The 13,519-nt window shown below is 60.9% G+C and carries 13 protein-coding genes; 10 read left to right on the plus strand and 3 right to left on the minus strand.

Going from position 1 to position 13,519, the window contains the following annotated elements:
* Positions 1-7 precede the first annotated feature (7 nt).
* On the minus strand, positions 8-1,036 hold the full coding sequence (mtnA, locus tag ACJ8IP_RS09810) for an S-methyl-5-thioribose-1-phosphate isomerase (RefSeq protein ID WP_033651008.1): 1,029 nt from the start codon (positions 1,034-1,036) through the stop codon (positions 8-10).
* A gap of 146 nt (positions 1,037-1,182) precedes the next feature.
* On the opposite strand from mtnA, the gene mtnK reads away from it, so the two are divergent.
* The 10 genes from mtnK to ACJ8IP_RS09860 all read left to right on the plus strand — a co-directional run bounded on the left by mtnK (position 1,183) and on the right by ACJ8IP_RS09860 (position 10,389).
* Complete coding sequence (mtnK, locus tag ACJ8IP_RS09815) at positions 1,183-2,382, plus strand: S-methyl-5-thioribose kinase (protein WP_033651009.1); 1,200 nt, start codon at positions 1,183-1,185, stop codon at positions 2,380-2,382.
* A 511-nt stretch (positions 2,383-2,893) separates the two neighbouring features.
* Complete coding sequence (locus ACJ8IP_RS09820; protein WP_025160087.1) at positions 2,894-3,196, plus strand: urease subunit gamma; 303 nt, start codon at positions 2,894-2,896, stop codon at positions 3,194-3,196.
* Between the two features lie 55 nt (positions 3,197-3,251).
* On the plus strand, positions 3,252-3,698 hold the full coding sequence (locus ACJ8IP_RS09825; protein ID WP_033641965.1) for an urease subunit beta: 447 nt from the start codon (positions 3,252-3,254) through the stop codon (positions 3,696-3,698).
* Positions 3,699-3,701: 3 nt separating this feature from the next.
* A complete protein-coding gene (locus ACJ8IP_RS09830) occupies positions 3,702-5,417 on the plus strand; it encodes an urease subunit alpha (protein ID WP_164107230.1) in 1,716 nt (571 codons plus the stop codon).
* 12 nt (positions 5,418-5,429) lie between these two features.
* On the plus strand, positions 5,430-6,026 hold the full coding sequence (gene ureE / locus ACJ8IP_RS09835) for an urease accessory protein UreE (protein WP_164107229.1): 597 nt from the start codon (positions 5,430-5,432) through the stop codon (positions 6,024-6,026).
* Positions 6,023-6,709 carry an urease accessory protein UreF gene (locus ACJ8IP_RS09840; protein WP_042783734.1) on the plus strand — a complete coding sequence of 229 codons (687 nt, stop codon included), beginning with the start codon at positions 6,023-6,025 and terminating at the stop codon, positions 6,707-6,709. The genes ureE and ACJ8IP_RS09840 overlap by 4 nt, the downstream gene beginning before the upstream one ends.
* A 19-nt stretch (positions 6,710-6,728) precedes the next feature.
* Positions 6,729-7,364: an urease accessory protein UreG gene (gene ureG, locus ACJ8IP_RS09845; RefSeq protein ID WP_033641969.1), complete on the plus strand. Its 636-nt coding sequence runs from the start codon at positions 6,729-6,731 to the stop codon at positions 7,362-7,364.
* Complete coding sequence (locus ACJ8IP_RS09850; RefSeq protein ID WP_164107228.1) at positions 7,361-8,308, plus strand: urease accessory protein UreD; 948 nt, start codon at positions 7,361-7,363, stop codon at positions 8,306-8,308. Before ureG ends, ACJ8IP_RS09850 begins: the two co-directional genes overlap by 4 nt.
* Positions 8,309-8,327: 19 nt before the next feature.
* Positions 8,328-9,305, plus strand: a complete 978-nt coding sequence (yut, locus tag ACJ8IP_RS09855; protein WP_033651015.1) for an urea transporter — start codon at positions 8,328-8,330, stop codon at positions 9,303-9,305.
* A 40-nt stretch (positions 9,306-9,345) separates the two neighbouring features.
* Entirely contained in the window at positions 9,346-10,389 is a 1,044-nt protein-coding gene (locus tag ACJ8IP_RS09860; protein WP_147839030.1) for a HoxN/HupN/NixA family nickel/cobalt transporter, read from the plus strand.
* Between the two features lie 73 nt (positions 10,390-10,462).
* Here ACJ8IP_RS09860 and ACJ8IP_RS09865 read toward each other — a convergent pair whose 3' ends face one another.
* Positions 10,463-10,615: a Hok/Gef family protein gene (locus ACJ8IP_RS09865; protein WP_004930217.1), complete on the minus strand. Its 153-nt coding sequence runs from the start codon at positions 10,613-10,615 to the stop codon at positions 10,463-10,465.
* A gap of 289 nt (positions 10,616-10,904) precedes the next feature.
* The gene (gene fadE, locus ACJ8IP_RS09870; RefSeq protein WP_060659917.1) at positions 10,905-13,361 is read right to left on the minus strand and encodes an acyl-CoA dehydrogenase FadE; all 2,457 of its coding nucleotides are present in this window, start codon (positions 13,359-13,361) and stop codon (positions 10,905-10,907) included.
* Positions 13,362-13,519: the final 158 nt, after the last annotated feature.

Below are 13,519 nucleotides of genomic sequence, written 5' to 3' on the forward strand. Positions count from 1 at the left end.
GCGGGCGTTAACCCAGCGCCCGCTGGAAAATCCCCGCTTCAACCTGCTGCGGCGTGATCACGCCGCTGTCGAACACCCATCCGCTGATAAGCTTGGCCGGCGTGACGTCGAACGCCGGATTGCAGACCGGCGCATCGGCTGGCGCCCACTGGCAGGCGCCGAAGCTGCCTGAAACGCCGGTGACTTCGGCCGCCGCGCGTTGCTCGATCGGGATGGCGGCGCCGTCCGGACAGTGCGGATCGTGGGTGGTATGCGGGGCAGCCACATAGAATGGAATGCCATGGTAGTGCGCCAGCACCGCCAGGCTGTAGGTGCCAATCTTGTTGGCGACGTCGCCGTTGGCGGCGATGCGATCCGCGCCGACCCACACCGCATCGACCTGGCCCTGCGCCATCAGGCTGGCGGCCATCGAATCGCAGATCAGGCGATAGGGAATGCCCAGCTCGCCCAGTTCCCAGGCGGTCAGACGGCCGCCCTGCAGCAGCGGCCGGGTTTCATCAACCCATACCTGTTGCACTTTGCCCTGCTGGTGGGCACGCAGCAGCACGCCGATGGCGGTGCCGACGCCGGCGGTGGCCAACCCGCCGGTATTGCAGTGGGTCAGCAGGCGGCTGCCGGGCTTGACCAGCCCAGCGCCGTGATCGGCGATGCGATCGCACAGCCGGCGATCTTCCTCCACCAGCCGCAGCGCTTCGTTCACCATCGCCGGCGCCCAGTCCGGCTCCGCCAGCGCCAGCTTCATGCGATCCAGATTGTTCATCAGGTTAACCGCCGTCGGGCGGGCGGCGCGTAGCGTGTGCAGCGCCTGTTCCAGCTCGGCGCGTGGCACACCGCGTTCCGCCAGCAGCGCCAACAGCAGGCTGGCGGACAGCCCGATCAGCGGCGCGCCGCGCACCCGCAGGCTGTGAATGTGCCCGACCAACTCCTCCACGCTGTCGCAGGCGCGCCACCGCTTTTCCTGCGGCAGGGCTTGCTGATCGAGGATCCAAAGGCGGTTGTCCCGCAGGGACAAACTGGTGGTGTTAAGCGCTTGCATCGTCGGTTAATTCCTTGTTGCGAGGTTATTGCATCTGAAACGCTATTCTGCCAACATGACTTCCAGATGTATAGACGTCCAAATGCTTTTACGTCTAAATAAACAGAATCGCTGGGGGCAGCGAGAGAGAACAGAGGGGTTGGGGAATGTCGCTTTATCGTACGTTTACGGCTGCCGATGCCGTTGAATACGCCCGCCAATACGGGCAGGTGGCCGATCCGCAGGCGCTGGTCAGCGCCGACGAGATCGGCGACGGCAACCTGAACCTGGTGTTCAAGATCCGCGATCGCGAAGGCGTGAGCCGGGTGATCGTCAAACAGGCGTTGCCGTACGTGCGCTGCGTGGGCGAATCCTGGCCGCTGACGCTGGATCGGGCGCGCATCGAAGCGGAAACGCTGTTGATCCACGGCGGTTTCTGCCCGCGACATACGGTAAAAGTCCTGCACCACGATCCCGAGTTGGCGGTGATGGTGCAAGAAGATCTCTCCGATCATCGCATTTGGCGCAGCGAACTGGTGCAGGGGAACTATCATCCGCTGGCGGCCGGTCAGCTGGCGGAATACCTGGCGCAGACGCTGTTCCACACCTCCGATTTTTATCAGTCGGCGCAGCAGAAAAAAGCGGAAGTCAGCCGCTTCACCAACCCTGAGCTGTGCCAGATCACCGAAGATCTGTTCTTTACCGATCCCTATATCGACCATGAGCGCAATCAGTTCGAGGCGGCGCTGTTGCCGCAGGTGCAGGCGCTGCGTGAGGATGCGCCGCTGAAGCTGGCGGTCGCCGGCCTGAAACACCGCTTTCTCAGCAAGGCGGAGGCGTTGTTGCACGGGGATATCCACAGCGGTTCAATTTTCGTGGCGGAAGGGCGATTGAAAGCGATCGACGCTGAATTCGGTTTCTACGGCCCGATCGGTTTCGATGTCGGCACTGCGTTAGGCAATCTGCTGCTCAACTATTGCGGCCAGCCTGGGCTGTTCGGGCCGCGCGACGCCGCCGCCGGGCGCGAGCAGCGTCTGCAGGATGTGCGGGAGCTGTGGCTGATCTTTGCCGATCGTTTCCTGGCGCTGTGCCATCAGCAAAGCCGCGATGTGGCGCTGGCGACGCCGGGTTACGCCGAGCAGTTCCTGCAGCAGGTCTGGACTGATGCGGTAGGGTACTGCGGCACCGAGCTGATTCGGCGCACTATCGGCCTGGCGCACGTCGCCGATCTGGACAGCATCGCCGACGCCGACATGCGCCTCGACTGTCAGCGTCATGCGCTGGGTTTGGGGCGCACGCTGATCGTCAATGCGCCGCAGATCGAGCATATCGACGCGCTGTTGGCGCGCATTCGTCAGCAAGGCTGAAGAGCCCGACAGTAATGAGGCAAACCCGGCTGCGGCCGGTTTTTTTTTTAATAACTTATTGGCATCAGTAACAGAATAGATAAATTGTTTTTAACTAAAAAGGTATTTTTACTCGCGTCTTATTTGTAAATTTAATTATATTTTCTGACCGTTGGTTACATGTCTTTAATATTAATGCCATCCATAAGGACAGTGCTTATTTATCTGACTTTCATGACGGTAATTAAAATAAAAAAAAGCCATCCGTTCTTTTTTTGATCGTTTTATTGTGGGAGTGGGAAGATGAAAAAAGACTTTTTATCGATAAAAACTATCACGTCGCCGTTACTTTTTTAGGAAATGGGATAGCTCATGCTCGGGTTTGAATAAAGCAGCGGGTTGATTATCTCAATATTACCCCCTAGATTATTCGAGTGTCGGACAACCGTAAATAAATAACGCAAGGTTATTAACTATAAGTAACCTTTGGCCTCACTTTGTCTGATTATTTCTATCGAGATCGGAGTGCTCCATGCAATTAACGCCAAGAGAAATCGAAAAGCTGATGGTCTATACCCTGGCTGACGTCGCATTAAAACGAAAATCCAGAGGGATAAAGCTTAATTATCCCGAGGCGGTGGCCATTATTACCACCGCGGCGCTGGAGGGCGCCCGCGAGGGAAAAACGCTGGAAGAAGTCATGAACGACACGCGGCAGGTTTTGAGCCGCGATGACGTCATGGACGGCGTGGCGGACTTGATCCCGCATGTGCAGGTCGAGGCGATATTCAGCGACGGCAGCCGCCTGGTGACGGTGCACGATCCTATTCAATAAGCTTCGATGGCCTTCCTGAATCCCATGGACGAATCTTATCAGCACAGGTATTCCGATGAAAAAGCATGACAAAGAAAAGCACGTGCCGCCAGGCGGCTATATCCTGTCCGAAAGTCCCATCACCTTCAATGAAGATCGCGAGACGGTTATTTTAACGGTGCGCAATACCGGCGACAGGCCTATTCAGGTCGGCTCACACTTTCATTTCTTCGAAGCCAACAAAGCGCTGCAGTTCGATCGCGCCGCCGCCTTTGGCAAACGGTTAAATATCACCGCCACGACGGCGATCCGTTTTGAACCCGGCGATGAAATCGAGGTGGCGCTTATTGCCATCGGCGGCAAGCAAACGGTTTATGGTTTTAATAATCTGGTGGACGGTTGGGCGGGCGACAGCCCGGTAGCCGCCGGTGAAAGAGTAAAGAAAACTATAGATGTAAAGCGAGCTATTGAGCTGGGTTATAAAAACCGCGATCAGGCGCCCATCAAGACGGACGAGGAATAAAGTATGCCAACGATCTCCAGGCAGGAATATGCCGGGCTGTTCGGCCCGACCACTGGCGATAAAATTCGCTTGGGCGATACGCAACTGTTTATTGAAATAGAAAAAGATCTGCGCGGTTACGGTGAGGAATCGGTCTACGGCGGCGGTAAGTCGCTGCGCGACGGTATGGGCGCCGATAACCGATTAACCAGCGACAATGTGTTGGATCTGGTCATTACCAATGTGACCATTCTGGACGCCCGGCAAGGGGTGATCAAGGCGGACGTCGGCATTAAAAACGGCCTGATCGCCGGCATTGGCAAAAGCGGCAACCCGGCGATGATGAACGGCGTCACGCCCGGCATGGTGGTGGGGGTCAGCACCGACGCCATCTCGGGCGAACACCTGATCCTGACCGCCGCCGGCATCGATACGCACATTCATTTCATTTCGCCGCAGCAGGCCGCACATGCGCTCTCCAACGGCGTGACGACCTTCTTCGGCGGCGGCGTCGGGCCGACCGACGGTTCCAACGGCACCACGGTGACCGCCGGGCCCTGGCATATCCACCGCATGCTGCGCGCCTTTGAGAGCATGCCGGTCAACGTGGGGATGCTCGGCAAGGGGCACGCTTCGCACGATGCGCCGCTGGTCGAACAGATCGCCGCCGGCGTGGCCGGGTTGAAGGTGCATGAGGACTGGGGCGCCACCAACTCCGCGCTGCGCCACGCGCTGAGGGTGGCCGACGACATGGATATTCAGGTGGCGGTGCATACCGACAGCCTGAACGAGGGCGGCTACGTCGAGGACACTATCGACGCCTTCGAAGGGCGCACTATCCACACCTTCCACACCGAAGGCGCCGGCGGCGGGCACTCGCCGGATATCATCAAGGTTGCCTCGCAGATGAACGTCTTGCCGAGCTCCACCAACCCCACGCTGCCGTTCGGCATCAACAGTCAGGCCGAACTGTTCGACATGATCATGGTGTGCCACAACCTCAACCCCAATGTGCCGGCCGACGTGGCGTTTTCCGAAAGCCGGGTGCGGCCGGAAACCATCGCCGCGGAAAACGTGCTGCACGACATGGGCGTGCTGTCGATGTTTTCCAGCGACTCCCAGGCGATGGGGCGGGTTGGCGAAAACTGGCTGCGGGTGATGCAGACGGCGCACGCGATGAAAGCCGCGCGCGGCAAGCTGCCGGAAGATGCGGCGGAACACGATAACTTCCGCGTGCTGCGCTACGTGGCGAAGATCACCATCAACCCGGCGATCGCGCAGGGCATCAGCCACGTGCTGGGTTCGGTCGAGGTCGGCAAGATGGCCGATCTGGTGTTGTGGGAGCCGCGCTTCTTCGGCGCCAAGCCGAAGCTGGTGATCAAGGGCGGGATGATTAACTGGGCGGTGATGGGCGATCCCAACGCGTCGTTGCCGACGCCGCAGCCCACGTTCTACCGACCGATGTTCGGCGCCATGGGCAAATCGCTGCAGGAAACCTGCGTCACCTTCGTCTCCGGCGCGGCATTGCACGACGGCATCAAAGAGAAACTGGGGCTGGAGCGGCAGGTGATGGCAGTGCATAACTGCCGCGCGATCTCCAAGCAGGACATGGTGCGCAATGCGGAAACGCCGCACATCGAGGTGGACCCCGAAACCTTCGCCGTCAAGGTCAACGGCGAACACGCCACGGTGAAGCCGATCGCCACCGCCGTGCTTAATCAACGCTACTTCTTCAGCTAGGAACTGCCGCTCATGATCGTGATTGAAAAGATACTCGGCAATATCAAACGGGATGCCGACTGGCGTGAGCGCTTGCAACATGCCTCGCTGGACGTGCTGGCGCTCTCGCAGTGGGAGGCGCAGAAAAGCCGCTGTCGCAAAACCACCCGCGACGGCCAGGACCTCGGTATTTCCCTCGAGCGTCACCAGGTGCTGGCCGACGGCGACGTGTTGCTCTGGGACGAAGCGAACCGCAGCGCGGTGGTGGTGCAGATGAACCTGCGCGATGTGATGGTAATCCATCTTGAGTCGCTGCTGGCGACCGATATGGCGACGGTGCTGAAGACCGCGTTCGAACTGGGGCATGCGCTGGGCAATCAGCACTGGAAATCGGTCATCAAAGGGAATCGCATCTTTATTCCGCTGACGGTGGCGACCAAGGTGATGGATTCGGTGATGAAAACCCACGGCTTTCATGCGCTGCCTTATTCGTTCGTGAAGGGCGAAAGCATTTTGCCGCATCTGACCCAGCCCGAAGCGCGCCTGCTGTTCGGCGGCGCGGAGGATTCCGCGACCCATGTGCATGTTGACAGCCCATTCCTCGGTCAGCATGCGATCAAATTGAAATGAACGCTGTTCAGCTGATTCGTATCCTGCAGTTTGCCGACTCGGTGCTGCCGGTGGGGGCGTTTGCCTTTTCCAATGGCGTCGAGTCGGCGATCCAGGCCGGCATCGTGCGCGATGTCGACACGCTGAAATCGTTCACCCGCACCGCTTTGCAACAGGCGGCGGGCGGCGACGGCCGGGCGGTCGCGGCGGCCTGCCGGGCGCTGCAGGGGGGCGATCGCGAGGCGGTTATCGGGCACGACTGGGCGCTGTTCAACCGCAAGCTAAATGAAGAAGGCCGCAGCATGGTGGTGAGGATGGGAAAGAAGCTGGCGGAAATGACGGCGGCCATCTGTGATGAGCCCCAGGTGGTCTGGTGGCTTGAGCAGATCAAAACCGGCCGCGCCGCCGGCACCTATCCGGTGACGCAGGCGGTAGTGATGACGGCGCTGGGCGCGGGGCCGCGCGAGGTGGCGGTGATGCATCAGTACGGCGTGGCGATGACCATTCTCAGCGCCGCCATGCGCCTGATGCGCGTCACCCATATCGACACCCAACGCATCCTGTTTCAACTCAACCGGGACATCGACGTTTTTTGTGACGAAGCCGAACGCGGCGGCGTTGAACAAATGGCCTCTTACGCGCCGGTGACCGACGTCCTGGCCGCGCTGCACGTCGGCGCATTTACCCGACTGTTCAGCAACTAATGACAAAGGAACGAGCAGAGTGAAGAAAATTACCCGCATTGGCATCGGCGGCCCGGTAGGCTCGGGCAAGACCGCGATTATCGAAGTCATTACGCCGCGCCTGATCGAACGGGGCATCAGCCCGTTAATCATCACCAACGACATCGTCACGACCGAAGACGCCAAACAGGTCAAGCGCACGCTCAAGGGGATCCTCGACGAGGAGAAAATTCTGGGCGTGGAAACCGGCGCCTGCCCGCATACCGCGGTGCGCGAGGATCCGAGCATGAATATCGCCGCGGTGGAGGAGATGGAGGCCCGTTTCCCGGACAGCGACGTGGTGATGATCGAGAGCGGCGGCGATAACCTGACGTTGACCTTCAGCCCGGCGCTGGCGGACTTTTACATCTACGTTATCGACGTCGCCGAAGGGGAAAAGATCCCGCGCAAAAACGGCCCGGGCCTGGTGCAGGCCGACATCCTGGTGATCAACAAAATCGATTTGGCGCCGTACGTCGGCGCCAGCCTGGCGGTGATGGAGCACGATACGCGCGTGGTGCGCGGCGAGCGGCCTTATATCCTCACCAACTGCAAAACCGGCGAAGGCATCGACGAACTGGTGGATATGATCATGCGTGATTTCCTGTTCACCCACGCGCCGTCGGCGGCGGTATGACGGCCGTCAGCGAAGCGGCGAGGCGCGTGGCGCAACTCGGCGCCGACGCGCCGGAGTTGGCCGCCTACCAGGACGAACCGCCGCAGATGGCCAGCGGCGGCGTGGGCAAAACCGGCTATCTGCGGCTGGGGTTCGCGCTGAACGGGCATCGCAGCGTGCTGCGGCAAATGGAGCGGCGCGTGCCGTTTCTGGTGCAGCGGGCGCTGTATTGGGACGAGGCGCTGCCGCAGATGCCGTGCGTATTCGTCATCTCCACCTCGGGCTGCATCTTGCAGGGCGATCGCCTGACGCTCGAGGTGCAGGTCGCTCCCCGGGCCTGCGGGCATGTCACCACTCAATCGGCGACCAAGATCCACGCCATGGAAAATAATTACGCGGCGCAGATGCAGACGCTGACGCTCGAAGAGGGCAGCTATCTGGAGATGATGCCCGATCCGGTGATCCCTCACTGCGGCTCGCGCTTCATTACCGATACCCGCATTACGCTGCACCCCACGGCGACGCTGCTCTATGGCGAAATCCTGATGTCGGGGCGCAAACACCATCAGGCGGATCGCGGTTTCAGATTCGACGTTTACTCTTCGCGCATCAGCGCCTGTCGCCCCGAGGGCAACATGCTGTTTGTCGAGCGCTATGTGCTGGAACCGCATAAACACCCGCTGAACGGGGTCGGCGTGATGGGGCCGTTCGATGTGTTCGGCAATGTGATCCTGCTGACGCCGCCCGAGCATCATCAGCGGATCCTCGATCGCATCGCGCCCCGCTATGACGAGGCTGAGGGCATCGCCAGCGGCGTCAGCCGGTTGCCCAATGAGTGCGGGCTGATCTTTAAGGCTTTGGGCAAAGAGGCGCGCCAGGTGAAGGCGGCGATTCACGCTTTCTGGCGCGTCGCCCGGGAGGAAATCTTGGGCGTGACGCTGCCCGAGCCTTTTATCTGGCGCTAGTCTGCAGCGGGAAGCGGTCATGACGACAAAGTGGAGTTGGGCGGCGTTGTGCGCCCGCAGCCGAATAGCGGCGGTGACGGATGCGGTGCTGCGCGGCTGTTCGCAGGTGATGTTTCAAAATAACCCTTTGACCGGATTATTGTTTTTCATCGCCATTTTCGTGGGCGCCTGGGAAGAGGGGCTGCCGCAGGTGGCCTTCGGCTGCCTGCTGGGTACGGCGGCGGCGACGCTCAGCGCGGCGTGGTTGGTGGACGATCGCGCAGCGTTGCGCACCGGTCTCTATGGCTACAACGGCTGCCTGGTCGGCGCCGCGCTGCCGACCTTTTTGCTGCCCTCTGTCTGGCTGTGGATCGGCGTGATCTTCAGCAGCGCGATCTCGGTGATCGTCACCGTCGGCCTCAATCGGCTGCTGCGTACCTGGAAGATCGCGGCGCTGACCGCGCCTTTCGTGCTGACCACCTGGACGGTGCTGCTGGCCAGCTACCCGTTCAGCCATCTGCGGCATGTGCGGTTGCCGCCGGCGGCCATCCCGGCCGACGGCGCGGTGTTCAACCCGCATCCCGACCTGGCGGAGGTGTTGAGCGGTGCGTTGCACGGCGTCTCCCAGGTCTTTTTGTGCAGCAGCGTGAGCGGCGGCGTGCTGCTGTTGCTCGGGCTGGCGGTTTCGTCGCCGCGCGCGATGGCGCTGGGTTTTTTCGGCGCCTTGCTGGCGGTGATCACCGCGCTGGCAATCGGCGCCGATCCGCAGGCGGTCTTCGCCGGGCTATATGCTTTCAGCGCGGTGCTGACGGCGGTGGCGCTGGGTTCCGTCTTCAACCCGCCCGGCCGGCGGGTGCTTATCTATACGCTGCTCGGCGTGATTTTCACGGTGCTGGTGCAGGGGGCTTTCAATACCTTGCTGGCTCCGCTGGGGATGCCGTCGTTGACCATGCCGTTCGTGATCGCGTCCTGGCTGTTTTTGAGCGCCAATCCGGCGGTGATCGCGGCGCGGCGCTAATCCATTGATTTCAACATAACGAGAAAACGGGAGTGTGGGTATGGCGGTAATTTCCGAAGGATTGCATGGCGCGGCCCGGCAGCGGGCTGTATCCCTGCTGCTGGGGCTGGTGGCGGTCAACGTCGTTGTCTGGCTGCTGGCGCTGGCGGTGTTCAAAGACAATGCGGCGCTGATGGGCACCGCCTTGCTGGCCTACAGTTTTGGTCTGCGCCATGCGGTGGATGCCGATCACATCGCCGCGATCGACAACGTGACCCGCAAGCTGATGCAACAAGGCAAAACGCCGGTGGCGGTCGGCACCTTCTTCTCGCTCGGCCACTCGACCATCGTGGTGCTGGCCTCGGCCGCCATTGCCGCCACGGCGATGATGTTCAGCCGACAGATGGGCTGGTTTCACGAAACCGGCGGTTTGATCGGCACGCTGGTGTCCGCGCTGTTTCTGCTGACGGTGGCCTTTATCAACCTGCTGGTGCTGCTCTCCGTGTGGCGCGCTTTCCGGCAGGTGAAGGCGGGCGAGCTGCCTGCGCATCAATCGCTGGATCTGTTGATGAGCGGCGGCGGTGCGCTGGCGCGCTGCTTCCGCCCGCTGTTCAGGCTGGTGAATCAGAGCTGGCACATGTACCTGGTGGGCTTCTTGTTTGGCCTGGGCTTCGACACCGCCACCGAGGTCGGGTTGTTGGGGATTTCGGCTGCCGGCGCCGGCCACGGCATGAACCTGTGGAGCATCATGCTGTTCCCAGCGCTGTTCGCCGCCGGCATGGCGCTGATCGACTCCATCGACAACTTCGTGATGATTGGCGCTTACGGCTGGGCGTTCTCCAAACCGATCCGCAAACTGTACTACAACATGACCATCACGGCGGCGTCGGTGATCATCGCGGTGTTTATCGGCGGCATCGAAGCGCTCGGACTTATCGCCGACAAGCTGGCGCTGTCCGGCCCGCTGTGGGACGCCGTCGCGCGGCTCAACGATCATCTGGGGGAGATGGGCTATTGGGTGATCGCCGTGTTCATTTTCTGCTGGCTGGTGTCGGTGGTGAATTACCGCCTGCGCGGTTATGACAAGCTGACGGTCAGCGGCTGAAAAGGCGGGTGCTCGTGGATCCTGCCTGACACCATCAGCCAACGGGCGGGGCGAACCCCGCCGTTGGGTTGCCTTACCGTTCGGATTCGTAAGCCAAAGTGGCCGCAACCTCCGAGTCTCCCAACCTGATGCGCAGTTCGCACAGCGAACCGCGGGTTAGCCAGATGAACGCGATCAGCGTCATACAGACGATCACCAGCTTAAGCACGACCCGTTTTTGCTGCATTTTTGACCTCCCTATCCTTGCCTTGCGGCGGGTAAGAGGCTAACCTGATGTTGCTAGGCATCAGAGTGGCCTCGGGTTGATAATATCGACTCGGGGCCTTTCTCTTTCTCTCCTTTGCCAAGGCTCCGGACAGAAAGATCCAGAGCACCCGCTGCGCAGTCTACCCGAACTTCCTTCCCGTGAAATCCGCCGTTGCGCCAACCTGCGGCGCGGTGCGCAGTTCGTGATGCAAGAAAAGAAAAAGGGGCGATGATGATCGCCCCTTGGATGCGTGGAGTAGGAATTGGCGTTAAGCCGCTTCGGTCTGCTGTTGGCGCTTAGACTGCGCCGCCGGCTTTTCCTGCTTGGCGGCCGCCAGCGCATCCGGCGCAAAGTCGTCCACGTTGATGGAGCGCAGACGGCTCTCTTCGGCTTTCACCAGGATCTTCGCTTCGTCGGCGCTGATCTTGCCTTCTTCCAGCGCGCGTTCCGCCAAACGATCCAGACGGGTGAACGGCAGGTTTTTGCCGGCGGCCTTGCATAGACGTTCGTGAATCGGCTCGGCGGCCATCACGTCGGCCAGCGCCGCTTCCAGCAGGCCGATTGGGTTATGCTCGCTCGGCGTCAGGTACTGGCCGCGCCCCAGACGGCTGCGGGTGGCGGAAGGCACCTGCAGGATCTTGGCCAGCTGATGATCCAGGCGATCGGACGGTGCGGTATGCACGCGGCCGAACGGGAAGACCACGAAGCGCAGCGCGCCGGCGATAAAGCGGTTCGGGAAGTTGCGCAGCAGATCATCCAGCGCCTGTTCGGCTTTATGCAGGCTGTCTTGCACGCCCCAATGCACCAGCGGCAGATCTTCTTTCTGACGGCCTTCGTCGTCAAAGCGTTTCAGCACGGCGGAAGCCAGGTACATCTGGCTGAGGATATCCCCCAGGCGAGCGGAGATGCGCTCGCGGCGCTTCAGGCTGCCGCCCAGCACGCCCATGGAAACGTCCGACAGCAACGCTAGGTTGGCGCTCAGGCGGTTCAACTGCTGATAGTAACGACGGGTCGCGTCCTTGGTCGGCGTGGCGCTGGTGCGGCCGTTGGTCAGGCCCAGCCAGAAGCTGCGTACCTTGTTGCTGCCGACGTGGCCCAGGTGGCCGAACAGCGATTTATCGAAGGCGTTCAGATCGTTGTTCTGCGCCGCCGCCATTTCATCCAGCACATAAGGATGGCAGCGGATCGCGCCCTGGCCGAAGATCATCATGGTGCGGGTCAGGATGTTCGCGCCTTCCACCGTGATGGCGATCGGTGCGCCCTGATAAGCGCGAGCCAGGAAGTTGGATTCGCCCAGCATAATGCCTTTACCGCCGGCGATGTCCATGGCGTCAACGATCGACTGCTGGCCGCGGTGCGTACAGTGGTATTTGACGATGGCCGACAGCACGGCCGGTTTCTCGCCCTGCACCAGCGCGTAGGTGATCAGCGAAGCGGCGGCGTCCATCACATAGGTGTTGCCGGCGATGCGCGCCAACGGCTCTTCGATCCCTTCCATCTTGCCGATGGAGATCTTGAACTGACGGCGAATGTGCGCGTAGGCGCCGGTCGCCAGGGCGATGGATTTCAGGCTGCCGGTGGAGTTGGACGGCAGGGTGATGCCGCGACCGACCGACAGGCATTCAACCAGCATACGCCAGCCCTGGCCGGCCATTTTCGGGCCGCCGATGATGTAATCGATCGGCACGAACACGTCGGTGCCGCGGGTCGGGCCGTTCTGGAACGGCACGTTCAGCGGGAAGTGGCGGTTGCCGATTTCCACGCCCGGCGTGCTGGTCGGGATCAGCGCACAGGTGATGCCCGGGGATTCGTTGTCGCTCAGCAGGCGGTTCGGGTCATGCAGTTTGAATGCCAAACCCAGTACGGTGGCGACCGGCGCCAGCGTGATGTAGCGCTTGTTCCAGGTCAGGCGCATGCCCAGCACCTGCTTGCCTTGCCATTCGCCCATGCACACGGTGCCCACGTCTGGAATGGCACCGGCATCGGAGCCCGCTTCCGGGCTGGTCAGCGCGAAGCAAGGGATCTCGTCGCCGCGCGCCAGGCCCGGCAGATAGTGGTTTTTCTGTTCTTCGGTACCGTAATGCTGCAGCAGTTCGCCTGGGCCGAGGGAGTTCGGCACGCCGACGGTGATCGCCAGGATGCCGGAAACGCCGGCCAGTTTTTGCAGCACCATCGCCTGAGCGTAAGGGGAGAATTCCAGACCGCCGTACTCTTTCTTGATGATCATCGCGAAGAAACGGTGTTCTTTCAGGTACGCCCAGAGTTCAGGCGGCAGATCGGCCAGTTCGTGAGTGATCTGGAAGTCGTTGGCCATGCGGCAGGCTTCTTCCACTGGGCCGTCGATAAACGCCTGCTCTTCTTCCGTCAGGCGCGGTTTCGGGTAGCTGTGCAGCTTGTTCCAGTCCGGCGCGCCGCGGAACAGATCGCCTTCCCACCAGGTGGTGCCCGCGTCGATCGCTTCCTTCTCGGTGGTGGACATCGGCGGCATCACCTTGCGGAAGGCGCGCAGCGCCGGCGCGGAGAGCAGAGAGCGACGCACAGAGGAAAGGTTCAGCGGCAGCAGCACGATCGCCAGCGGCAGCAACAGCCAGAAGCTCCACAGGCCGATCGCGCCCATGGCGGCGGTGTACGCCACCAGGATCAGGCTGCTGAGGGTAAGGTTCACTCGGTGGTAGAACACCACGCCGAGGAGAGCCAGTAAAACGACAATACTAAGAACCATCATAAGAAGCTCCGAAGTAGTAAGAGGTCTGACCTGTTGTGTGTATGTAATAGGTTTTAGTACAAGGCAGAATTTTTATCAATGCGTTTACAGTTTAATTACAACTCAGGTCACAAACTGACAGCACCAATCATCAAAAACCTCTCCGCTTCCTTAACCGG

Source organism: Serratia sp. CY52157 (assembly GCF_052168495.1).
Lineage (GTDB): Bacteria > Pseudomonadota > Gammaproteobacteria > Enterobacterales > Enterobacteriaceae > Serratia > Serratia ureilytica.